Source organism: Photobacterium sp. MCCC 1A19761 (assembly GCF_037389125.1).
GTDB lineage: Bacteria > Pseudomonadota > Gammaproteobacteria > Enterobacterales > Vibrionaceae > Photobacterium.
In genome coordinates this window covers 133,502-158,274 of sequence record NZ_JAZGTF010000002.1, presented here as the reverse complement: position 1 = coordinate 158,274, position 24,773 = coordinate 133,502, and the positions used below count along the sequence as shown (strand labels likewise).

Here is a 24,773-nt window from a genome sequence, read left to right as displayed (position 1 = left end):
GCCGAAGCTGTGGTCAATCCACGTCGGTCAATCTACGTCACATGGTGCTGTTTCAGCGATGGCTGGGAATAGCTTGGCAAAAATCAGCGCGGGATATGTTAGGCGGATGTCAGTTATCGGCTCATTTTCGAATTTAGGCCCTTGTTCAATAAGGATTTATTTTCTGGGTGAATGTGATGGTGGCCGGATATAAAAAAGCCCGCCAGATTGGCGGGCAAAGCAGCGAGTTGCTTAATTTACATTACAGGATCCGTGATGACATTATGACGCCGCCAGTGCCGATTCGGACTCCCGCTCGGATGCCCGTTCGGACGCCCCTGAGCGGTGCGGATGGGGCACCCGAAACAGCAGCGCATAGCTGACCGGCAAGACAATCAGCGTCAGCAAGGTGGCAAAACCCAGACCGAAGATAATGGTGACTGCCATGGCTTCAAAGAACGGGTCGAAGATCAGCGGGACCATCCCCAGCATGGTGGTGATGGCCGCCATGCACACCGGCCGGACCCGGCTGACCGAGGAGTCGAAGATGGCTTCGTAGGTTGGTTTGCCACTGTCGAGCTCTACCCGGATCTGATCGACCAGGACGATGCCGTTTTTAATGATCATCCCGCTCAGGCTCAGCATGCCGAGGATCGCCATAAAGCTCAGCGGGGAATTGAGCAACAGTAAGCCTGCGGCAACCCCGATGATCGCCAGCGGGACATTGAACCAGATCACCAGCGGCTGACGAACCGAGTTAAACAACAACACGGTGATCAGGAACATCGCCAGGTAGCCCATCGGCAGTGAGCTGAAGACGCTGGTCTGTGCATCCCGGGAGGTTTCATACTCGCCGCCCCATTCCAGGCTGTAGCCTTCCGGTAGCGGAATTGCCTCGATTTCGTTCCGGATCTTACGGTGGACCGAGTCCGCAGTTTCTTCCGTTCCCAGGATCGGGTCGGCCATCACGGTCAGCATACGCTTGCGATCGCGACGCATGATGATCGGGTTTTCCCACTCGGTCTCAAACGCCGACACAATCTGGCTGACTGGCACAAAGGTGTTGTATTCCGAACTCCAGACCTGCAGCTTGTGCAGGCTGTCGGCATCGAGTCGTTCTTGCTCCGGTGCCCGGGCCAGGATGGGCATTAGGTGCGATTGCTCGCGGTAGGTGCCGATCATTTCGCCACTGAAGTTGGTCAGCAGCGCGGTATCCAAATCCTGTTTGCTGATCCCCACTTCCCGCGACTGGGCGAGGTTCAGCTGCGGGCGAACCACCGTAACCTGATTGCGCCAGTTGTGACGGATGTTTTCCGCCGTCGGTTCGGCAATCATGATCTGCTCGGCCTGAGCAGCCAGCTGACGCAGGATCTGCGGGTCTTCCCCGTAGAAACGCGCTTCAATCTTGGCCGGTGGCGTCGGGCCGTTTTCCAGGTATTTGACCCGGAACTCAGCTTCCGGATAGGTTGTTCGCAGGTAATCGGTCAGCTGCGGCATATTGCGGGTCTGCTGCTCCAGGCTGTCCATCTCGATAATGAGCTGGGCGTAGGCCGCATAGCCTTTTTCCGGCACATAAGGCAGCACGAAACGCTGTGCCCCCTGACCAATCACCGAGGTCAGGTTTTTCAGCCCCACATGATGCTTGGCCTCGTACTGCAGAATGTCGTCTTCGACTTGCTTGACGAATCCTTCGGTGGTGCGGATATCGGTGCCTTCCGGCATCCAGACGTCAACGAAGAAAATCGGTGTATTTGACGGCGGGAAAAAAACATTTTTCACATGTCCCATGCCGTACACCGCTGCGATCAGCATGACCAGAACCAACCCGATACTGGCGGCCCGGAAACGCATCGCGGCGGTCAGCAGGGTCCGGTACAGGCTGAAGAACCAGCCCTGATACATATCCTGCGGCTCATCGGTCGCTTCGCCGTCTTTAAACAGCAGATGGCAGAAGAACGGAGTGATGGTAATCGCCGTGATCCAGCTGATAAACAGCGACACCAGCAGAACCTTGAACAGTGAATTCAGAAACTCACCGGTTGCATCGCCGGACAGACCGATCGGCGCGAAGGCGAGAATGGCAATCACGGTTGCGCCAAGCAGCGGCCACTGGGTTTGCTTGACGATTTGACCCGCCGCTTCAAGGCGGGTTTGGCCGCGTTGAATGCCGATCAGCACCCCTTCGGTGACCACGATGGCGTTATCAACCAGCATCCCCAGCGCAATGATCAACGCGCCGAGCGAGATGATTTGCAGCTGAATGCCCATCACGTCCATCATGATGAAGGTGCCGAAAATCGTCAGCAGCAGGACGGCGCCCATAAGGATCCCGGAGCGCAGGCCCATGAACACCAGCAGCACGACAATCACAATCGCGACCGACTGGGCCAGGTTGATCAGAAAGCCCTGAACCGACACTTCGACCACAGAACCCTGGTCATAGACCGTGTTGAGCTCCATCCCAATAGGCAGTTGCGATTGCAGTTCCGTAATTTTGTCGGAAATCGCCTTCGAGATATCAACGACATTGACGCCGTTGGTAAAGGAAATTCCCAGCGATAGGGCATTCTGCCCCTGGTTGTGATACAGGGTATCCGGCGTTTCGGTGGTGGTTTTGTAAACTTTGGCAATATCGCCCAGGTAGACCAAGTCTTCACTGTTCGGCGGGCTGACCAGCAGTCGGTTCATTTCGGAAACATCATCGAACTCACCCGTCGGGTGGATTCGGATCCGGTTGCCGCCGACGAGGATTTTACCGGCGTTCGAGACCACGTTCTGATTCTGGATCTGGCTGTAGATGTAGCCCTGGTCCAATCCCAGTGCAGTCAGTTTCTCCTGGCTGATTTCTACCACGACTTGCTCTTCCGGCACACCGGCGACGGAGACTTTTTTAACGCCTTCAATCATCACCAGCTCACGGCGCAGGTAATTGGCGTAGTTTTCCAGCTCGCGGTAGTCGTAGCCGTCGCCGCGGATGTTCAGCAGGACCCCGAAAACGTCGGAGAAATCATCGATGATGATTGGCTGTGCTGTGCCCGGTGGTAGCTGGCTGACGGTGTCGTTCACTTTACGGCGCAACTCATCCCACACTTGCGGAAGTTCCGTCGCGTCGTAGGTGTCTTTCATCTCGATTTCAATCTGGGATAACCCGGCACTGTTGATCGAGGTGATATGTTTGACCTGCTGCATTTTCTGAATGGCATCTTCAAGCGGCAGGGTGACTTCTTCTTCGACCTGCTCGGGCGATGCGCCGGGGTAAGGCGTGATCACCAGAGCGTTTTTGATCGTAAATTCAGGAAATTCCAACTGACCCAGGCCGGTGAACGACACCGCGCCGCCAATCAGCATCAGCAACACGAACATCCAGCTGACGACTTTGTTTTTTATACTGTAATGAGCAACATTCATGGATTAAACGCCTCGTTCCCATCGCAGGGGTTTGACTTCCATGTTGTCTTTGAGGGCTGTTGCGCCGACAGCCACGATCTGATCCCCGGTTTGCAGGCCGGACACTACTTCAATACCGTTTCCTCGGATTTTGCCCAGATGAACTGAAATCGCTTCGATCTGGTTGGTGGTGTGATCATAGCGCCAGACTTTGGTGTCCGTGCTGTTGTCAGTCCGGACGATTGCGGTCATCGGCAAAATGGCAATGGCTTGTTGGTGCTGGCTGAGGGCAGACATATCCAGCAGCAGTTCCGCGCTCATACCCGGCAAAATGTTGAGGTTCTCCGGTGGGGTCAGGCTGAACACAACTTCATAGGTCTGGCTGCCCGGGCTGACTTTGCTGGCACGCTCTTTAAACTGGACCGGATAAGTGGATGACTGGCGTGAGGAGGTCAGGGTCGGGGTAAAACCTTTCTCCAGGGCCAGTGTCTGCGGGGCGCTGAAACGGACGCGGGGCTTGAAGGCTTCGTCAAAGGAGATATTTTTCAGGGACATCAGCAGCGATTCTGGCACCTGAATGCTGACGTCGACTTTCTCGTTCCCTTGCAGGGTCAGGACCACTTGGGTGGGCTGCACATTCTGGTAATTATCCAGATTGATCTTTGCCACGATCCCGGAGAATGGTGCTTCGATACGGGTATAGGCCAACTGATCCCGCGCGGTATTCAGCGCTGCCTGGGCGGATTTCATCGTTGCCTTGGCTGTATCAAACTCGGCTTTGGAGATCAGCTTGCGGTTGAACAGCTCTTGCTTGCGGGTGAAATCGACCAATGCCAGTTCATGATTGGCTTCGGCATTGAGCAAGGCATTTTTGGCATCACGCTCATCCAGTTTGGCGAGCAGTTCGCCTTTGCTCACTTGCTGTCCTTCGACCAGCTCAAGCTTGACCAGCTCGCCACCGATTCGAAAGGCCAGGTCCGCTTGCCGGCTCGCTGCAATTTTGGCCGGGAAAATACGCTGCTGCTCCAGCTTACTGTCTTCGATGGTCATGAGTTTAACCGGGCGGATCGGTGGCTCAGGTTGAATCGCGCTTTCCACATCGTTACAGCCGGAGAGGGCCGGGGCGATGAGCAGGGCGATTAAGCTCAGGGATTTAGGCGTCATCTTGGTGTTATTCCTTATTCGTATCTCATGCATACACTATATCGATTTAAAGGGTTGCGAATAACTGGATGATTTGGAAAGATGTGTTCTGTTTATTGAAACAAAAATGGCGGGAAATTTGATTTACAATAAACGTCGTTTGTGAACTGAGGGGTTGTGATGAAAACGGAAGATATCAAGCTGTTCCATCAAATTGTAGATGCAGGCAGTCTGATCCGGGCCGCAGAAATTTTTGATTTGCCCAAGTCTAATCTGAGTCGGCGGATTAAGTCGCTCGAGGAAGAGCTGTCAATTCGGTTGTTTCACCGCAATAATCGCTCGATGCAGCTGACCGATGCCGGGCATAAATTTTATGAAAAAACCAAATGTATTCTGGCTGATCTGGAGCTCAGTATTTTAGAGATCACGGCGCCGACTTATGAGATCTCAGGCCACTTACGGGTGCAGTTGTTGCCGTTGCCGGGGATCATGGAAATCGGGCGGCTGATCTTTCAGTTTATGGATATGTATCCGAAGGTCAGTATCGAGGTGATTTGCAGCTCGGAAGAGCACAACCTGATTGAGCGTCACATTGATGTGGCGTTGCGGGTCGGGGAGAAACTGGAAGATTCCAGCCTGATTGCGCGTCCGTTTAAATCGGCGTCCTTTGGCTATTACGCGACTCAGGACTACATCGACAAGTTCGGTATGCCGGCTTCTCCGGAAGATATGGCCGATCACAATTTCATCATCTACCGTTACCCGAACGGGACGCTGAAAAATCAGATGCCGATCAGCGCCGATCAATCCATTGAAGTGTCGGGAAATCTAATTATGAACAGTGTCCCGCTGATCATGGAAGCCTGCCTGCAGGGGCGCGGGATTATTCAGATGCCTGATGAGCTGGCGAGTTATTACGTCGAGCGCGGGATGGTGCTTCGCCTGTTCGAAGAGGTTGATCCGTTTATGAGTTTCGGCTGGCTGGTGTATCCGTCTCGGAATTACCGCTCGCTGGCGGTGCGGACCTTTATCGATTTCCTGCTGACGGAAGCGGAAAACTATCCGAACTGTCGACCGGAAGGGGATGTACGCGGGATGCCGATGTAATCGTCGGCCCGCAAATCTGCGAAGACTCCCCCCGGAGATCCGAGATGAACCAAAAAAAAGCCCTCTTACGAGAAGAGGGCAATAAGTACCATCGCTTTTTATTATTCGGTTACACGGACTGCGAGCCGAGGAAGATGGTCAACAGTGGCTTGCTTAGCCAAAATCACCGTTAACGTAACCACGGGTGCGATCATCGCGTGGGTCAGTAAACAGTGCGTGCGTACTATCGTGTTCAACCAGCTCACCCATCAGGAAGAAGGCGGTGCGGTCTGAGATCCGGCGTGCCTGCTGCATGGAGTGGGTGACGATAACAATGGTGAAGTCTTTTTTCAGCGACTCCATCAGGTCTTCAATTTTCTTGGTGGCGATTGGGTCCAGGGCCGATGTCGGTTCATCCATCAGGATCACTTCCGGCTCCATGGCAATGGTCCGGGCGATACACAGACGCTGCTGCTGACCGCCGGACAGGCCGAATGCGTGTGATTTCAGACGGTCTTTCACTTCATCCCACAGCGCGGCACCGCGCAGTGAACGCTCAACCACTTCATCCAGTTGTTTCTTGTCGCTGATGCCCTGAGCACGCAGGCCGTAGGCAACGTTCTCATAAATGCTCATCGGGAACGGGTTTGGCTTCTGGAACACCATGCCGACTTTAATGCGCAGCTGGGAAACATCGATGTTGCCGTAGACGTTTTCGCCGTCCATGGTCAGCTTGCCGTCGATTTTGACCCCTTCGATCAGGTCGTTCATGCGGTTCAGGCAACGCAGCAGGGTGGACTTACCACAGCCGGACGGACCGATCAGGGCCGTGACCTGACGTTGCGGGATCGGCAGGCAGATTTTCTTCAGCGCTTGATTTTCGCCGTAGTACAGGTCCAGGTTTTCAATATCAAATTTGTTCATGTTCGTCTTCCTCAAAATTTAGTAAGTCGCAGTGTTGAATCGGTTCGCAATCAGTTTGGTGATCATGTTAATCACAAGAACAACCACAATCAGAATGGTGGCGGTAGCATATGCCTGATTCCATTCATGGATGGTGTAAAGTTCCTGGGTCAACTTATACAGGTGAACAGTCAGTGTCCGACCGGAGTCAAGCATGCTCTCCGGAATCCGGGCGACCATACCTGCGGTCAGGAACACCGGTGCTGATTCACCGATCACGCGACCTACGCTGAGGATGATGGAGGTCACGATGCCCGGCATAGCGCTTGGCAGAATGAGTCTCCAGATGGTGTAAATTTTTGAGGCGCCCAAGCCGTATGAACCTTCACGGTATGTGTTCGGCACGGCCATCAGGGCTTCTTCCGTCGTCCGGATAATCACCGGCAGGATCAGGATACTCAACGTCAGGGCTCCTGACAGAATCGAGTAGCCGAAACCCAGGACAACGACGAAAAAGGTCATCCCGAATAAGCCGTAAATAATCGACGGGATACCGGCCAGGGATTCAGTACAGAAACGAATCACTTTGACCAGGCGGCTACCGACTTTGGCGTATTCGGTCAGGTAAATGGCGGTCATGATCCCCATGGGTGCGGCAACGGCAATCGAAGCGGCAACCATGTACAGGGTCGAGACAATCATTGGCCAGATCCCGGACTCTTGTCCGATGGTGGTGTAGTTACTGGTGATGAAGCTCCAGTCTACATGGGCCAGGCCATTGCTCAGGATGTACCAGACGACCCACAGCAGGAAACCTACGGTGATTGAGGCCGACAGCCAGATGACACTGAGCGAGATTTTATCTTTCAGTTGCTGTTTGGCAGCATTTTTCGAATAAATAGTCATAGGGATTACCTCGCACGCTCGCGGTTCAGATACAGCAGCGCGGCGTTCAACATCATGATAAAGACCAACAGCACAATACCGGTTGCGTACAGCGCACTGGCGTGAACACCGGTGGCGTAAGACATTTCAATGGCAATGTTTGCGGTCAGGGTTCGGGCAGAATCCAGCAGGCCTTCCGGCATGGCTGGCGAGTTACCCATCACCATGATGATGGCCATGGTTTCACCCAGAGCCCGGGCAATCCCCAGGATCACGCCGGTCATGATGCCGGAGCGGGCTGCCGGAACCAGCAGCTTAAAGATGGTGAACATGTGCGAAGCACCCAGTGCCAGCGAGCCTTCTTTGTAGCTGCGCGGAACGGCACGGATAGAGGTTTCCGACACGGTAATCACGGTTGGCAGAATCATCACGGCCAGCACCACAATCCCCGCCAGCACGGTGTTCCCGGCCGGTACGTCGAAGATGTTCTGAATCATCGGTACGATAATCACCAGGCCGAAGAAACCGTAAACCACCGAGGGAATCCCGGCCAGCAGTTCGATCATCGGGCGGATAATATCGGACACGCGCTTTGGAGCCACTTCAGCGATGAAAATTGCCGTCAGGACACCGATTGGCACACCCAGGACAACCGCACCGGCGGTTGACACAACCGAAGCGACGATCATCGGTGCAATCCCGTAGAGGGCAGGTGGTAACCAGTCGTTACCGAACACAATGCCGGTGATGCCGGAGTGTTCAATGGCTGCATAGCCTTCACGGAAGATGAAGTAGCCGATCGTAATGAGTGAGAAAATACCTAGGGCAGCACTGCCTAAAAATAGGTATTTGAAAAAGAGCTCGCGCCAGTCAATTTTATCTTTGGCCTTGAGCGACGATCTTTTGGTTGTTCTTGCTATGTTATTTGCGATGGTCATAGTGTGTTCTCCAGATATTAACCCTTTCAGGGAGCGTCAATATCGAGGAATTGAAAGGCCGGCCAACCCCATCAGGGACGTTGACCGGCAAAGGAGTTGCAGATTACTTGATAGCGATGAAGCCTTTGTTGGCAACAATTTTTTGTGCGTCTTTCGTCTGAATCCAGTCCAGGAACTCCAGCGCAGCTTTTGAAGGGCGACCGTCTTTGTAAACCACCAGGAACGGACGCTGAACACCGTACTCACCAGATTTAATCGCTTCAACAGAAGGCTTGTGACCTTCGATAGCCAGTGGCTTCACAGAGCCGTCGACAGAACCCAGAGAGATGTAGCCGATAGCAAACGGGTTGTTAGCAACGATGGTTTTCAGCTGGCCGTTACCGCTGGCAACCTGAGCGCGCTGAGAAATCGCAGAGACTTTAGTCCCGTTGATTTTCTTTTTCAGGCTCATGATGTCTTCGAAAGCACCACGGGTACCGGAAGCGGTGTCACGGGTCGCAACCACGATTGGCTTGTTCTCGCCGCCAACCTGGCTCCAGTTGGTGATTTCGCCTTTGTAGATTTTGGCAACTTCTTCTTTCGTCAGGTCAGAAACTGGGTTGTTGTTATGAACGACAACAGCGATACCGTCGCGTGCAATGACAACTTCTGTAATATTGTTGGCCTTTTCAGAAGATTTCAGGTTGCGTGAGCTCATGCCCAGGTCTGAAGAACCATCGTGAGCAGCACGGATACCGGCAGAAGAACCCGGACCTTGAACTTCGACAGTCACGTTATGTGTTTTTGCGTAGGTTTCACCCAGAACTTCCATGATAGGTGATACGGAGCTTGAGCCTACAACGGAAATTGTTTCGTTGGCGACAGCAGTGTTGAATACCATTGAACCTGCCAGGGCTAGTGCACCAATAACCTTAGTTTTCATTTTCCTAATCCTTAAATGCTTGGCTGTTTTGCCAGTCGGTTTTGAATGAACGAGGGAAAGATTAGGAGAGTTTTATGACAGTCATGTTTCAGAACTTTGAACACTATATGACGGTTACTCCTTTCATCTTTATAAGTCCTTCATTTTAGGCGTGGTTTTTTATGAATCAGGGGGCCGGAGAGCTGACGAATTTTTTGGAAATGAGTCAATATATTGACTGCCGTTTTTTAAATGGAGTTGAGTCATAATTTTTTTATGATCCTTCGTCCATTTTTGCCTTTTTTTGTGACGCAAGTCTATCTTTTGGGCGATGTTGCGGCCATAATGCCGCTCTAATTCGTGCAGGGACGCGAACTATAACGTGTGTTTGAGGTTTCGATGCAGTCAATAATAAAAAACTTATCAGTCCGACTTCAGGTGCTGTTACCTGTCCTGTTTACGGTGGTCGTTCTGTTTATTTCTCTGTGGGTCGTGAAAAGCGACTTAGACCAGGAATTAGATGAAATTTTCGTCAATACGTCGTCCCTGATTGAGTATAAAGATACCCTTGCCAAGGTCGATGATCAGCTTTATCCACTGCGTATCAGCGCGGTGTATGCTATCTATGATGACGCCCGTCGCGATTCATTCCAGCAATCGTTAAATCAGATTTCCAGCAGCATTACCCATGAACTAAATGTGTTGGGAAGAGAGCCGGTATTCAAAGCCCAGACTGCGCAAGTGAATGCAGTTATTGCGGAATATATTCGCTATTCACAACGTGCGGTCCCGTTGCTGAACCGTCAGGATCAAGGGCTGCTACCGCAAGCTGAGTTTGATCAATTTGTCAGCGAGTATGGCGCGATTGGTCGACAAATGATGTCTTCCGTCAATGAGTTGTCCAAGATGGTCAATGAATATTCGGGTAAACGACTGGAAAATAGCCTGAAGAAAAGCGAATCGCTGAAACGAAATGCGGTGATCACAATTTGTGTCATCTTTGTCGTGGCGATGCTGGTGGCCTGGTGGCTGTCCGGCCTGATTGTATCTCCGATCACCCGTCTGCAGGCGGTGATGCGTGAAGTGGCTGGCGGTAACTTGCAGGTTCAGGCAGAGCAGGATGGCACCAATGAGATTGCCCGCCTCAGTGCGGATGTGAATGAAACCGTGACGCAACTGCGCACGACGGTGAATGCGTTGATCCGCATCAGTGAAGATGTCGCTTCGGCTTCAACGGAGCTGGCATCGGTGATGACTCAGGCGGAAGTGAATGCCCAGTCGGAGCTGAATGAAGTGGATCAGGTTGCGTCAGCGGTGAATGAGCTGTCCAGCACCGCGGATAATGTCAGCGATACGGCGACTGCGGCGGATGCTGCGGCTAAACAAACCGATGAGCTGGCTCGCGAAGGGTTAAATAAATTCGACCAGAGCAACTCGGCAAGTATCCAGATGGGTGTGAAGCTGAACGATGCTGCCGGTGTGGTGATGCGCCTGAAAGAGCAATCAGAGCAAATCAGCAAGGTGATCGAAGTGATCCAGGGGATCTCTGAGCAAACCAACCTGCTGGCCCTGAATGCTGCGATTGAAGCCGCGCGTGCCGGTGAATCTGGCCGGGGCTTTGCGGTGGTGGCTGATGAAGTCCGGATGCTGGCGGCGCGGACCCAGGATTCGACGCAGGAAATCCAGGCGATTATCGAAGAGCTGCAATCCCAGTCGAACATGGCGAATGAGAGCATGCAGTCCAGCCTGGAGATGCTGAATCGCAATCAGCAACTGGCCAACGAAGCCAATGAAGCGCTGATGGGGATCACGACGGCGATTGAGCAAATCAATGATATGAATACCCAGGTTGCGACCGCGGCAGAGCAGCAGTCCCAGGTGACGCAGGAGATCAACCGTAACGTGACCAACATGTCTGAGATCATTAATCAGAACGTCGCGGGGATCACCCAGAGTGCTGCGGCCAGCGGCGAACTGTCTCAGCTGGCGGAGCAACAAAAACAACAGCTGTCCTTCTTTAAGATCTGATCGATTTCAGCTATATAAAGGACTACCGCAGCATCAAAGGCCTGTCACTGACAGGCCTTTTTGTTTTGGGTACAGTCAACGAACGCCCCCTGATCGGATGGTCTTGCATGGGCAGGAAACAACAATCAAAAGGTGTTTATGCTTAAACAAGTCCAGCAAATGGTAATTTTTCATGCGCTGAACAAGCAGCAAAGCTTTACCCGCGCCGCGCAGCTTCTGGATATTTCCCGACCCCAGGTCAGCAAGCAGATCCAGCAACTCGAAGCCCGGCTCGGGGTACAGCTGGTGCAGCGAACCACGCGTTCGTTCGCCCTGACCGAGGCCGGGCTGCGGTTTGCCCGTCATTGTGCCAGCATTGTGGATGAAATTAATGAAGCAGAAAGTGAATTGCTGACCGATCCGGATACCTTGCAAGGGGCGCTTCGGGTTGGCGTCGCTCAGTCGTTTGCGCTCAATCATATCGGTCCGTACATTTCTGAGTTTCATGAGCAGTATCCGCTGCTGGATCTGGAAATGAGCCTGTTTGATCACAAGGTGGATTTAATTGCCGAGCAGCTGGATCTGTGGATCGGGATGATGGATGCGCCGCCGGAAGGCTTTGTTGCCCGGCACCTGACCGACTGCCGCTTTGTGCTGGCAGCCAGTCCGGCCTATCTGGCGAAGTACGGGGTGCCGTATCAGCCGCAGGATCTGACCGAACACAACTGCATTACTTACCATAGTCGGGAACGGAAAGATGACACCTGGAGTTTTCGCCGCGGAGAGCAAACGCAAAAAGTGAAGGTGCGGGGGAACTATCGGGTGGATTCTGCCGATGCGATCCGCGACGCGACGCTCTCAGGCAATGGGATCGGCTACCTGGCAACGTATTTGCTCAACAACGAGTTTCGCGAAGGGCGGTTGATCCGGCTGATGCCGGACTGGGAACTGAGCCAGCATCTGCCGTTGTATGCGATTTACCCACGTCACAAGTTCTTACCGCTGAAAGTCAAAGTGTTTATTGACTTCGTTCGCGGGCATATTGGTGAGCCGGCCATCTGGGATCGGACTTTGTTCTGAAGCGGCCATCACCTTTGCTGCGTAGTTCCTGCCGATCCGAACGATCTGACAGCACTCTGGCAACGCACCGTGATGGCCCTGACTTCGGCGGATACGCTTAGCGGTAAATCATGTACTCCGTTTTCGGATAAGGCTCCAGCTCGTAGCGCGACTCCAGGAAGGTAATGAGGTTGACCAGATCGGTCACGGTTAAGACGTCATTGAAACTTGGCATCACCGATTGACCATCAACCTGGATTTTCGACAGATCATACCCTTCAGCCAGTTGGTGTGAGGGGTTGATCACGGAAGTGACCAGTTCGGCATAGGTTTTCAGGCTGTCGACTTTCCCGCCTAATTTCACGGCCAGCTCCTCGTTGGCATTAGCCGGACGTTCATAGCCGTCCATCTGGTGGCAGCTGAGGCACTCCAGCGTCAGAAACACCTGCTCACCCTTCACGGGATCGCCGACCGGGAGGCTGAACCCTTTGCTGGACTGTTCACAGCCAGCGATACCGAATACCACGATTAACATTGTTAGAAGTTGATATTTGTTCATGGTGATCACTCCGTATTCTGCGAAAGCCAGTGGCCAGACATTCAGGCAGCGGTTGCTCGCAGTCTGTTTCGTACATGAGCCTGCTTCGTGCATGAGTTTGCTTTGTGTATGAGCTTGCTCCGTGCATGCATAGGCTGTCTGAGTTGCCATTGACGTGACACTGCAAAGACAAGTCTAGGCGATATCCGGCGAACGCGAGGGTATTGACCCTACAAAAGTGATGGTGAATTGATGAGCGACAATAAATTCCTATGGGGACTTGAGGGGGGGTATTGTTCTGTATAGAAACAACAGTATTCCTGTGGAGCACCAATCTGCCGATTTCGTTTGCTTTGGCGGGAAAGTCGGCAATTTTTCCTGCAGGTGTATCGGAAGTGTAAAAACCCATAACAATTTGAACCTTGTCACAGTTTTTTTTATCCCTACAATGCCGCCGCAATCGTTTACTACAAGCTTTACACTGGAGAATGACCTTGAGCCATCTGGTCAGCCTATTAGGCGTTGTCACGCTATTTGCGGTTGCTATCTTATTTTCTGAAAATCGTCGGGCGATTAACTGGCGGACCGTTGGCGGTGCGTTTGCGATCCAGCTCGTGTTTGCCGGGTTCATTCTGTATGTGCCGCTCGGCCGGGAGGTCCTGAATACGGTTTCCGGCGCCGTCTCCGGTGTGATTGATTACGGCCGGATTGGTTCCGAGTTCCTGTTTGGCGATCTGGCGAAATTCAAAATCGGTTTCATCTTCGCGGTGAACGTCCTGCCGACCATTGTGTTCTTCTCTGCGCTGATCTCCGTATTTTACTACCTCGGGGTCATGGGCTGGGTCATCCGTTCCATGGGCGGTGCGTTGCAGCGCTTGCTGGGCACCAGCCGCACCGAGTCGATGTCCGCGACCGCTAATATCTTCGTCGGCTCGGTTGAAGCGCCGCTGGTGGTCCGTCCGTTTCTGGCCAAGATGAGCCGCTCTGAGCTGTTTGCCGTGATGGTCGGAGGCCTGGCCTCCGTAGCCGGCGGTACGCTGGTGGGCTACGCGGGTCTGGGCGTTGAAATCAGTTATCTGATCGCGGCCAGCTTTATGTCGGCTCCAGCCGGGTTGATGATGGCTAAAATTCTGGTGCCGCAGACGGAAACACCGCTGGATCATGCCGAGATGGAAGCGGAAGCCGCTGATGATGCGCCGGTGAATATCATCGATGCTGCGTCGCAAGGCGCGTTGAGCGGCCTGCAAATTGCCATGGCCGTTGGTGCCAGCCTGCTGGCGATTATCAGCTTGATTGCCTTACTTAACGGCGGACTGGGACATCTTGGCCAGCTGTTTGGCCTGGACAATCTGAGCCTGGAGCTGCTGTTCGGTTACCTGTTTGCACCGGTTGCCTGGCTGATTGGTGTGCCTTGGTCTGAAGCAACGGTTGCGGCGAGCCTGATCGGCAAAAAAATCGCGGTGAATGAATTTGTGGCATTTGCCGATCTGATGGCGGTGAAATCGCAGCTTAGCGAGCATTCGCAGGCAATTGTGACCTTTGCCCTGTGTGGTTTTGCCAACCTGACTTCCATTGCCATGCTGATGGGCGGTTTAGGCGGGGTCGTCCCGAGCCGTCGGCCGGATATTGCCCGTCTGGGGGTGAAAGCCATTTTCGCCGCGACGCTGGCCAATCTGATGAGTGCGACCGTCGCCGGGGTTTTCTTGTCCTTCTGATTTTCATGCAATGGCAGCGGATACCACTTGCAATGGCTGCGAATGACAACAGAGCGCTTCGGCGCTCTGTTTTTATTTGTGCGGAGAATGTCTCGCCGTGATTGAGTCGGCGACAGAAAATCACGACAAAAAAAGCCCGCATCGCGGGCTTTCTTTGTGCGTACATCTAAGACCTAAGGACAAGTTAAAGATTAGCGGACGCCTGGAGGGTAAAGTGTCTTAATCGTGATACGAAGGCGGCATTCAACTCTTACGGGATGTTTTCCGTCGTCTCGCAGATGCGCGTGAAGTAATAAAAAGCGACTGAAGCATCATGCGCTTCGGCCGCTTGGGAATTGCATCGCTGACCGGGTTTAAGGGGTCATCAGTGCATCGGTGATCTGGAAGCCGTAAATCAGCACCAGGCCAATGATTCCGGTAACCACCAGGTAGTAGAACGTCGGGATGACAGTCTTACGCAGAGTCGCCCCTTCGCGGCCCAGCAGGCCAACCGTTGCCGATGCCGCAACCACGTTGTGGATCGCAATCATGTTCCCGGCGGCCGCGCCGACCGCTTGCAGGGCCACCACCGCGGCACTGGAGATGGTCAGGGTTTGCGCCACTTCAAACTGGAACTGGCTGAACATCATGTTCGAGACCGTGTTCGAACCAGCGATAAAGGCACCGAGGGCACCAATGGTCGCACTCAGGGCCGGGAACAGATCACCCACCAGGTTCGACGCAAAGTTCGCGGTGGTCACCGGCATACTGGCCAGATCGGCACCATTGACGCCGGAGTTGATGAAGATACGCACCATCGGGATGGTGAAGATCAGCACGAAACCAGCGCCCACCAGGGTTTTGCTCGACTCATGAAAAGCCTGCACCACCGGTGAGATTTTGCGTGATTGCAGCAGCACCGCCAGCAGGGCAACAAACACCAGGATCCCGCCCGGCAGATACAGCGGCTGGATGGCAGCGCTGATCCCGCTCTCGCCCAGAATGTTGGAGAAAGACAGGCTGATGCTGACCAAAAAGCCTTTGAAATCAGCACTGACCCGGCTAGCCACCAGGATCACGGCCAGCAGGACGTATGGGGCCCAAGCCAGCGCCAAGCTCATCGGTTTGCCCTGCGTTTCTTTGATATCCATTTTCAGCGAGCCCAGCCACTCTTGCGGCCACTTGTCTTCGTTTTCAAAATCCCACTGAGACTTCGGCACCAGGAACCCTTTTTTGGCTGCGGTGACGACAATCGCCAGCCCGACCAGACCGCCGATCAGTGACGGGAATTCCGGACCCAGCAGCACGCCGGTCAGCGCATACGGAACCGTGAATGCGACCCCGGCAAACAGGGCGAAAGGCAGAATATCCAGGCCTTCAGTCCAGCTCTTGTTCTTGCCGAAGAAGCGGGTCAGCATCATCGCCATCAGAACCGGCATCAGGGTACCCACGCTGGCATGGATCAGCGCTACGTTGGTGGTGATTTGCTGCAGGTAGAAATCCCAGCTGGCGCCATTGCTCGCCAGGGCTTCAGTAATGTTGTGGGTATCCAGACCTTTGTTGACACCGACAATAATGGGCGTGCCCACGGCACCGAAAGAAACCGGCGTGGACTGGATCATCATGCCCATCAGGACGGCGGCAAGTGCTGGAAAACCGATGGCAACCAAAAGAGGGGCAGCAATTGCAGCAGGGGTCCCGAAACCGGATGCGCCTTCGATGAAAGAGCCGAAGCACCAGGCAATGATAATCGCCTGAATTCGCCGGTCTGCAGAAATATTCGTAAAGGCATTCCGAATCGTGGTGATCGCGCCGGTATGTTTCAGCGTGTTGAGCAGGAATATGGCGCCGAAGACGATCCAAAGTACGGACACGGTGATGGCCAGACCTTGCAGCGTTGAGGCAAACACGCGGGTCGCGGACATGTCCCAGGCCAGCAGGGCGATAGCAACGGTGAGCAGAAAGGCCACCGGCATAGCGCGTTTCGCCGGCCAGTTGAGGCCGACCAGCAGCACAGCGGCCACCACAATCGGTGAGAACGCCAGGAGTGCGAGTAGGGTATCGTTCATGAGTACTTCCTTCGTACAGCGATGTTGTTTGTCTGAGGTTCAGTTTTAAGTGTTGTTGTTTGTGATGCTTTTGTTAATACAGTGTGATGATGACGCTTTATTTTTTTCTGATATAGGGAAATAATGAAAAAGATTAATTCCAAAACTAGATAAATAATGGCGACATATGGCAAGGACAGATGATTTGATCCTGTTTGCACAGGTAGTGGAGTGTGGGTCATTCAGCAAGGTAGCTGAGCTAAATTCCCTTACGAACTCAGTGGTTAGCAAACGGATTGCCCGGTTGGAAGAAGATCTCGGAGTCCAGCTGTTGTATCGGACGACCCGAAAGTTAACGGTGAGTGAAGCGGGCAAAGTGCTCTATCAAGGTGCAAAAAATGTGAAGCAGGCAGCACTGGAAGCGGTCGATGCCATCAGCGGATATGGCGAAAAAGTCAGCGGCCACGTCAAAATGTCGGTGCCGACCATCTCCGGGGACTTGTTGCTGGCCGACGCGGTGGCGGAATTTTGCACCCTACATCCCGGTCTGACGGTCGATATGTCGCTGGATAACCGATTTGTGGATCTGATTGAAGATGGCTTTGATCTGGTGATCCGGACCGGCTATCTGGAAGATTCCAGCCTGATTGCCCGCCATATTCTCGACTCCCAGTGGGTGATTTGCGCCGCCCCGGCCTATATCTGCCGTCGTGGTCGGCCCCGGGAGCCGGAAGATCTGGTCGACCATAATTGTCTGCAATACGCCTACCAGACCACCGGGGCCGCGGAATGGGAATTTATCGGTCAACAGGGTAACTATATCTTGCGGGTCAACGGGAACTTTTCAACCGATAATGCCACGGCCCTGCGAAAGGCGGCTTTGGGCGGTTACGGCATTGCCTATGTGCCGCGCTGCCTGGTGTATCACGACCTGATGGAAGGCAAATTGGTGGATCTGTTTCCGGACAAAGTCGGCAAAAAACTGGGCATTTACGCGGTTTATCCTTATACCCGCCAGCCCTCGCAAAAAATTCGTCTGCTGATTGAACATATCCGCAATCGCTACCTGTCGATGAACCACTATTTCTAATCCCTGCGCCTCTGCGCCCGCCATTGCTGCCTGCATCCAATTCCTGAAGCCATCTCGTGCGTCAGGCGCAGGCAGTCCGCTCCAAACCGCAATAGCCGCCAAAATCGGGAGCTGTTTTAGAACAGAGAAACGGTCTGAGTTCTGGCTGGATATACTTTCAGTAGGTCCTCTCAGGCAGGTAAAACAATGCATTGGTATCTTTATGTGCTGAAAAAATACGCGGTCTTTCGGGGCCGGGCACGGCGGCAGGAATACTGGTATTTTTTCCTGTTCAATCTGTTGATCAGCCTGGCTCTGACGGGCGTGGATAAGCTCATTGATAGTCCGCCCGGTGGCGAAGGGGCCGGGATGCTGGCCAGTATTTACTCCCTGGCGGTGTTGCTCCCCAGTATCGCGGTGGGGGTTCGTCGCCTGCATGACATCGGGCGTCAGGGCTGGTGGATGCTGTTGGCGTTGATCCCGCTCATCGGCACGATTGTGCTGGTTTATTTTTTTGTTCAGGACAGCCAGCCCGGCGCGAACGAATATGGCCTTAACCCCAAAGAGATCGATGCCGATTCGATGGGGCATTTCAAAGTCTGAACCTCAGGAGAGCAGAAAACGTTGATCACGCGGCCGTATTGAATGATGTTGGGGGAGTCATGACGAAGCATGCGCCTGAAATCCTGATCGTGACCGGGACCCGACCGGAAATTATTAAAATGGCCCCGGTCTATCTGGCCTTCAAGCAGCAGGGATATGCCATCGACTGGTGTCATACCGGGCAGCATGATTCGCTGGCGGCGCAGACGTTTCAGGTGTTTGCCATCCAACCGGATGTCGTGTTTGACCGTCCTGCCGGGACAGGCTTGCCGGCACTCTTAGGCGGGTTGATCCATCATATTGATCAGCAACTGAACCGCAAAACGTACCGGTGTGTGCTGATTCACGGCGATACCAGTTCCACCCTTGCCGGTGCGTTGGCGGCGTTCTACCATCGAATTCCGATCATCGGCCATGTCGAGGCAGGTCTGCGCTCCGGCGATCTGCACCATCCCTTTCCCGAAGAGCTTAACCGCGTTCTGGTTGCGAAAATTGCCAACCGCCATTTTGCGCCGACCCGAGCGGCCGAGCAGGCTTTGCTGAAAGAAGGCGTCAGCGGGAACACCATTCTCGTGACCGGCAATACGGCGATTGATGCCCAGCAATACCTGCTGGCGAGGGGCACGATTGCGATTCGGGAGACGAATCAGGTGCTGGTGACGGCCCACCGGCGTGAAAATTGGGCGGCGATCCCGACGATTTGTGCTGCCATCAAAGTGCTGAGCCAACGACAGCCGCATTTGAAATTTATCGTTGCCGCGCACCCCAACCCGGCGGTGAAACAAGCGGTGACGGATGGCCTGGCGGATTGTCCGGCAGCGTCTGTGGTGCCACCGCTCGATTATGTCGAGTTGCAGCAGGTGCTGGCGCAGTCGACCTTGGTGCTGACCGACTCGGGCGGGATCCAGGAAGAAGCGCCGACCTTCGGCACCCGGGTGGTGGTACTTCGTGAAACCACCGAGCGTCCGGAGGCGCTGGCGATGGGGCTGTCGCAGCTGGCCGGGGCCTCGGACGTGGCGCGGATCGTTTCGGCGGCGGAAGCTTTGCTGGCGTTGGGCCGGGCCAGGGATGTCATTAACCCCTACGGCAACGGTCAGGCATCCGGCCTGATTGTCGAACATGTGCAGCGGGTGTTTGATGAGCTGGTTTGACGTCTTTGTGACTTACCTGTATGGCCTGAGGTCGGTGTTGCTGGTCCTGATGATCACCCTGATGATCTGCGGGCTCGACGATTTGTTGATTGATCTGTGTTACTGGGTGCGGCGGGTCTGGCGCTCAAAAACGGTCTATAAGAAATATACCCGCAAGCAGGCCGCGGAACTGTACACCAAAGCCGAGCAGCCCCTGGCCGTGATGGTCCCGGCATGGCAGGAGCACGGGGTGATCGATAAAATGGCCGAGTTGGCCGCCTCGAGGCTGGACTACGAGAATTATCAGATTTTTGTTGGCACCTATCCCAACGATCCGCAAACCCAACAAGATGTCGACAGCGTGCGCGCGCGGTTTCCCCATGTTCACAAAGTCGTGTGTGCCCGGCCGGGGCCGACCAGTAAGGCCGATTGCCTGAACAATATTATTGCCTCCATTGTCGAGTTCGAAAAAAAAGCCAAAGTTGAATTCGCCGGGTTTATTCTCCATGACGCCGAAGACATCCTGTCGCCGATGGAACTGCGGCTGTTTAACTACTTGCTGCCGGGCAAAGATTTGATCCAGTTGCCGGTCTACCCCTATACCCGCAAATGGTACGAAATGACCCCGGGCCACTATGCTGATGAGTTTGCCGAGCTGCACGGCAAAGATGTCGTGGTGCGCGAAGCCATTGCCGGACAGGTGCCCAGTGCCGGCGTCGGCACCTGCTTCAGTCGCCGGGCCGTCTTAAGGCTGCTGGTGGAAGGCGACGGGCTGCCGTTTGATGTCCAGTCGCTGACCGAAGACTATGACATTGGCTTCCGGCTCAAGCAGTGGGGGATGAATGAGATTTTCGTCCGATTTCCGGTCGAAGATCAGGACCAGATCACGCTGAGGGAAAATGCGCGGGGGGTGTCGATGCGCGAAGGGAGTGTGGTGTGTGTCCGTGAGCACTTTCCGCGCACCTACCATACTGCCGTGCGGCAAAAAAGCCGCTGGATCATCGGCATCGTATTCCAGGGTTTTAAAAATCATAAATGGACCAAAGATTGGCGGGTGAATTACTTTCTGTGGCGGGATCGGCGCGGGCTGATCAACAACACCGCAGGTTTTCTGGCGATGTTACTGTTGCTGCAATTGCTCTCCCTGATGATCTACAGTTATCTCTCGCACGACAGCTACCGGTTTATGTCGATCATCACTGATGACGCCCTGACCCGGGCGTTGCTCTACATCAACACCGGGCTGCTGCTGAACCGTCTGTTTCAGCGGTTCTATTTCGTCAGCCAGTACTATGGCTACCGGGAAGGCGGGCTGTCCTGGCTGCGGATCGTGTGGGGCAATATCATTAACTTTTCGGCCAACCTGCGGGCGCTGCATCAGGTGATCCAGCAGGGCGATCCGCGCCGGGTCGCCTGGGATAAAACCGAGCACTACTTTCCGTCGATCGCCACCGAGTCACGCAAAGTGCCGCTCGGACAAATTCTGGTGGAACACGGGCATGTGAGCCAGCATCAGCTGGATCGCGCTATCCTGGATTGTCCGCCACACCAACGCCTGGGCATGTACTTGGTGTGCTCAGGTTTGGTCACCAATCATATGCTCAGTATGGCGATTGCGGCGCAGTATCATGCCGGTTATCAGGCGTGTGATCCCTTTACTTTAGATGAAAGCCTGATTGCGGTGTTGCCTAAGAAACTGGCACTCAAGTATGCCGTGCTACCCGTTGCCATGGAGAACGGCATGCTGATCCTGGGTAAAGAGTCAGCCCTGAGCCCGGTCGCGCTGGCCGCGATAGAACGCCGACTGAAATGCCCGGCCCAATGGGTGATCGTCACCAATGGGGCGGTGACGCTGGGGCTACGCTACTGGTATCTGTCGGCGAAGGAAACCAATCCGACCCCGGCTTTGACGGCGGCACTCAGCGACGGGGTGATCTCCCCCGAACGGCAGCAAACCATTCTGGATAGCTATTACGCCTCACAGTGTCAGCTCGGCGCTTGTTTGCTCTCGGCCCGGCAGATTGAACCGGCGGTGCTGCATCAGGCGATCCTGGTTTTTGAATCGGTCGACGACCAGAGTCTGGGGGAGTTTCTGGTCAGTCACGGCTATGTTTCGGAAACCGGGGTGCAGCAGGCATTACAGTTACAGGCCGAACAACAACTGACGATTGCGCAGCTGATCGCACAGGAGCGGGAGCGATCACCATGAAGCGTGCGCTGAGAGTGGTATGGATGTTGAGAGTGGGATGGATGCTGGTGGTGCTTTACTTCGCTGGAGCAGCTGGGTTTGCCAGTGCCGTCGGGCCAACGGACGATATTTATCAGGGGCTCACGGAATACCAGCAATTTCGCACCTATCCCTATATCGACAAGGCATTTCGCAAGGAGCAACAGCAAGATTATGACGCCGCGCTGGCAGAAGTGAACCGGGCCCTGACGCTGATCCCGGGGCATGTGCCTTTTTTGAAATACGCCTATACCCTGAGCGTGAAAGCCGGACGGCCGGAAGATGAAATCGAGCACCTGGTGAAGCAGATCCCGGCCGATCAGCGCGGGGATTTGTTACTGGATCTGAGGTCGCAGGCTTTGGGCAATGCCCGACTTTACTCGCCCATTGAGTTAGAAAGCCTCACCAAGGGGTTAACCGCCGCCCAGATCAAGCAATGGTATCTGACCCATCTTTATGCCATTGAAAGCCGGAAAGGAGCAACGGAGGCGCTGAACTGGAGCCTGAAGCAGCCGGAGCGATATAAATCTGCCGAGGCCAGGCGGTTTGAGGCGTACACCCTGTACCAACTGCAGCGATTTCCGCAGTCGGTCGCTATTCTTGAGCCGTTCGTGGAACAGCAGCTGGCGACAGAAAAAGATCTGGAATATCTGGCGCAGATGTATGTGAGCCTGGGACAGGCGGCATCGTTTCGCCGGGCCGTTGCCGGGATCACCGACGTATCGGTCAAAATGAGTCTGTGGGAAAGTTATGTCGATGGGCTGCTCAATAGCAATCGGCTCGGGGAGGCCAAAACCGTCCTCAATGACTTAGTGCTGGCCGGACTGATCACCGAGCGCCACCGGGAGCAGTTGGCACGTTTGAATACGCTCAGTACCGCACAGCTCCGGAAAACCACCGAAGAGAGCCGGGTGCTGAACCCGTGTCTGAAACAAGTGATGCACCTGATGCAGGAGAAACAAACTTCACGGGCCGGCACAGTGCTGGCGCAGTGCCCGGTTGATGAGAATCCGGCCAAGTGGCTGGCCCTGGCCGAATCTTTGGGGGCTTATGCTTTGCTGGCCGAACAATCTTTTCAATCGCCGGAACTGGAGCGCAGGCGCCGTGCCGTTTTGGTACAACATTACCAGCAGCAAGGGGAGTGGCAGCGGCTGATTGTGCTGCTGCAGGACAGTCGGCGCGAAGGGGATCGGAAAATGCTGGCAGAGGCGATGCGTCAGGCCGGGATGGCACAGGATGCGGCACAGGTACAGTTTGAATTGTATCAGCGCACGCGCAAGGTGGCTTATCTTGATGCGGCTACCTACACGCTCAGCACGTTGCCCGAACCGCAACAGGCCCGCCAGGCAGCGATGTTTGCGGCGGGGTTGCGAACTACACCGAGGGCGTTTCTCAAACATCCGAACTTAGTGAATCGTGCTGCAACCCTGGCCTATGCCAATGTCGCCTGGTTTTCGGTGGCCGATATCGAGCGGCTGAACAGCGCGCTGGCACCGAACGCGAAAATCGGCCCTTATAAATGGCAGCTCCAGGAAAAATGCGATGCCCTGACTGTGCAGGAACGTCGTGCGGTCACAGTTTTTGCCCGGCGCGTGGTCGCGTATTGTCTGGCAGCCAAGCAACCTCAAGCCGCCGCGACATTATATGCGGCCACATTGCCGGCTAGTCCTAGCCTTGAGGAGAGCACCATTGTCGCCCGCTGGTATGCTCAGGCGCAGGCGTATTCGCAAAGCTATCCGTACTGGCGCAATATGGATGCCGCCTTGCTACCCGAGGGGGATCGCTATCTCTACATTCGTACCCTGGATGAAGTGGGTGAATTTGAGCTCGCCGAGTCATACTGGCGCAATACGGACTTTGACCGGGAAAATCCTTACTGGTGGCTGCTCGGGCTCAATCTTGCCGCAGCGCTCAATGATCAGCGGGTGTTTGAGATGCGGTTGAAACAGGCCTTTCACTGGGCACCCTCACCGCAAGTTGCCAAACAACTGGGGGAACGATATCTGGCGGCAGGGGATAGCCAGGAACTGGCGGCGTTAACGGCCACGGTTGTGGCGAAGGATGCTGATGAGGGGCGCGGCACCATGAGTGCCGAACTCGGCTATTTGCTGGCACCGACGCATCCGTTTCTGGCGGAGAAGCTGTTTTGGCAAGCGGTTCAGGTTGAGCCGTATCAGACCGATCTGATTTTAAAATCCGAATATGCACGGGTGGCGGGAGAAAATGGCCGGAAGGCGCGAGCAGCGAAGCTCTATGCGGAAAATATTGATCAACTGGCAGCAAATTCATCCCTGGATGCCTCTCAGCAAAAGCAGCTGGATTATTTCCGCCGTGCACACCGCGACCTGGAACAGGGCTGGAAATTCACCGTCGCCGGGTGGGTTGGGGAGAGTAACGGGCAGGCCATTCCCGGCTATTCGGACAGTACCGGGGACTTTTTCCTGTATGAAGAAGCCCGTTACTACCTGGATGATCGCTGGCTACCCCGTAGCGCGCTGTCGATTGCCGGGCTGCACAGCGGGCAATACCGCGCGGATAGCGGCACCCAGGCGAACAATGAGCTGGATCTAGGGATCGTGTATCAGCCGTTTAAACACTGGAATTACTATCTTAAAGCCGGGCTGAAACAGTCTTTTTCCGGCGGCGATAGCCAAACCCGGCCGTATGTCCGGCTCAGCGCTGATGTCTTTTCCCGCGATGCCTGGAGCAAATCATGGAAGCCGGAACAGGTGCATTGGCTGTATCAGAACCTCTATCTCGACGGGTTGTATTACCTGAATCGGGATGACGGGCACGCTTTGTATGGTCGCTATGAGTTGGGCCAGACGTTCAAGATCGCCAAGCGTCACCGGCAATTGCTGACGCCATACGGCTTTGGCCAGTGGAGCGAAAATGAAAGTGCGCTGGCCAGACAGCAGGACAGTCGGATCGGACTGGGCGCCAGTTGGCGGTGGGAGTGGTATCCGAGTTATTACGATGGCTATGATGTCGTCTCGGAAGTGGGGCTGGAATGGCAGCATATCCTCGACAACGATGCGCTGGAAGAGGTCGGCAACGCAGTATTATTGCGTTTCTCGGCTTACTTTTAACAAGCTTGCTGTGCGCATAATGCGTGTTCCCCCGGGCTGCCATGATGGCAATAAAATCCAACAGGGAACGTGATGATAGCCTGACGG

The 24,773-nt window shown here is 54.5% G+C and carries 17 protein-coding genes; 9 read left to right on the top strand and 8 right to left on the bottom strand.

Features of this window, described 5'->3' with window-relative positions:
* Positions 1-261 precede the first annotated feature (261 nt).
* Together VV869_RS03400 and VV869_RS03395 are read right to left on the bottom strand one after the other, a co-directional pair.
* Positions 262-3,387, bottom strand: a complete 3,126-nt coding sequence (locus VV869_RS03400) for an efflux RND transporter permease subunit (protein ID WP_337733585.1) — start codon at positions 3,385-3,387, stop codon at positions 262-264.
* A 3-nt stretch (positions 3,388-3,390) separates the two neighbouring features.
* Positions 3,391-4,530: an efflux RND transporter periplasmic adaptor subunit gene (locus tag VV869_RS03395; protein WP_337733584.1), complete on the bottom strand. Its 1,140-nt coding sequence runs from the start codon at positions 4,528-4,530 to the stop codon at positions 3,391-3,393.
* A 159-nt stretch (positions 4,531-4,689) separates the two neighbouring features.
* Between VV869_RS03395 and VV869_RS03390 the strand changes: the two genes are divergently transcribed.
* Positions 4,690-5,616, top strand: coding sequence for a LysR family transcriptional regulator (locus VV869_RS03390; protein WP_337733583.1), 927 nt, complete (start codon positions 4,690-4,692; stop codon positions 5,614-5,616).
* Between the two features lie 153 nt (positions 5,617-5,769).
* Here the strand turns inward: VV869_RS03390 and pstB are convergent, their stop codons facing one another.
* From pstB to VV869_RS03370, 4 genes are all read right to left on the bottom strand, one after another.
* Positions 5,770-6,519, bottom strand: a complete 750-nt coding sequence (gene pstB / locus VV869_RS03385; RefSeq protein ID WP_337733582.1) for a phosphate ABC transporter ATP-binding protein PstB — start codon at positions 6,517-6,519, stop codon at positions 5,770-5,772.
* Between the two features lie 18 nt (positions 6,520-6,537).
* The gene (gene pstA, locus VV869_RS03380; RefSeq protein ID WP_337733581.1) at positions 6,538-7,404 is read right to left on the bottom strand and encodes a phosphate ABC transporter permease PstA; all 867 of its coding nucleotides are present in this window, start codon (positions 7,402-7,404) and stop codon (positions 6,538-6,540) included.
* 5 nt (positions 7,405-7,409) lie between these two features.
* A complete protein-coding gene (gene pstC / locus VV869_RS03375) occupies positions 7,410-8,321 on the bottom strand; it encodes a phosphate ABC transporter permease subunit PstC (protein WP_337733580.1) in 912 nt (303 codons plus the stop codon).
* 103 nt (positions 8,322-8,424) lie between these two features.
* Positions 8,425-9,243, bottom strand: coding sequence for a phosphate ABC transporter substrate-binding protein (locus VV869_RS03370; protein WP_337733579.1), 819 nt, complete (start codon positions 9,241-9,243; stop codon positions 8,425-8,427).
* Between the two features lie 378 nt (positions 9,244-9,621).
* Between VV869_RS03370 and VV869_RS03365 the strand changes: the two genes are divergently transcribed.
* Entirely contained in the window at positions 9,622-11,250 is a 1,629-nt protein-coding gene (locus VV869_RS03365; RefSeq protein ID WP_337733578.1) for a methyl-accepting chemotaxis protein, read from the top strand.
* Between the two features lie 138 nt (positions 11,251-11,388).
* Complete coding sequence (locus VV869_RS03360) at positions 11,389-12,309, top strand: LysR family transcriptional regulator (RefSeq protein WP_337733577.1); 921 nt, start codon at positions 11,389-11,391, stop codon at positions 12,307-12,309.
* A gap of 97 nt (positions 12,310-12,406) precedes the next feature.
* On the opposite strand, the gene VV869_RS03355 is transcribed toward VV869_RS03360, so the two are convergent.
* Positions 12,407-12,847 carry a c-type cytochrome gene (locus tag VV869_RS03355; protein ID WP_337733576.1) on the bottom strand — a complete coding sequence of 147 codons (441 nt, stop codon included), beginning with the start codon at positions 12,845-12,847 and terminating at the stop codon, positions 12,407-12,409.
* A gap of 473 nt (positions 12,848-13,320) precedes the next feature.
* Here VV869_RS03355 and VV869_RS03350 point away from each other — a divergent pair, with 473 nt between their 5' ends.
* Positions 13,321-14,541 (top strand): NupC/NupG family nucleoside CNT transporter, encoded by a 1,221-nt coding sequence (locus VV869_RS03350; RefSeq protein WP_337733575.1) that lies wholly within the window; start codon positions 13,321-13,323, stop codon positions 14,539-14,541.
* 353 nt (positions 14,542-14,894) lie between these two features.
* Here the strand turns inward: VV869_RS03350 and VV869_RS03345 are convergent, their stop codons facing one another.
* Positions 14,895-16,589, bottom strand: coding sequence for an L-lactate permease (locus VV869_RS03345; RefSeq protein WP_337733574.1), 1,695 nt, complete (start codon positions 16,587-16,589; stop codon positions 14,895-14,897).
* A gap of 166 nt (positions 16,590-16,755) precedes the next feature.
* Between VV869_RS03345 and VV869_RS03340 the strand changes: the two genes are divergently transcribed.
* The 5 genes from VV869_RS03340 to VV869_RS03320 all read left to right on the top strand — a co-directional run bounded on the left by VV869_RS03340 (position 16,756) and on the right by VV869_RS03320 (position 24,686).
* Positions 16,756-17,658 (top strand): LysR family transcriptional regulator, encoded by a 903-nt coding sequence (locus VV869_RS03340; RefSeq protein WP_337733573.1) that lies wholly within the window; start codon positions 16,756-16,758, stop codon positions 17,656-17,658.
* 186 nt (positions 17,659-17,844) lie between these two features.
* A complete protein-coding gene (locus VV869_RS03335; RefSeq protein WP_337733572.1) occupies positions 17,845-18,240 on the top strand; it encodes a DUF805 domain-containing protein in 396 nt (131 codons plus the stop codon).
* Positions 18,241-18,299: 59 nt separating this feature from the next.
* Complete coding sequence (gene wecB, locus VV869_RS03330) at positions 18,300-19,391, top strand: non-hydrolyzing UDP-N-acetylglucosamine 2-epimerase (RefSeq protein ID WP_337733571.1); 1,092 nt, start codon at positions 18,300-18,302, stop codon at positions 19,389-19,391.
* Complete coding sequence (locus VV869_RS03325; protein ID WP_337733570.1) at positions 19,378-21,579, top strand: glycosyl transferase family protein; 2,202 nt, start codon at positions 19,378-19,380, stop codon at positions 21,577-21,579. The genes wecB and VV869_RS03325 overlap by 14 nt, the downstream gene beginning before the upstream one ends.
* 23 nt (positions 21,580-21,602) lie before the next feature.
* The gene (locus VV869_RS03320) at positions 21,603-24,686 is read left to right on the top strand and encodes an NfrA family protein (protein ID WP_337733569.1); all 3,084 of its coding nucleotides are present in this window, start codon (positions 21,603-21,605) and stop codon (positions 24,684-24,686) included.
* The last annotated feature ends 87 nt before the right edge of the window (positions 24,687-24,773 follow it).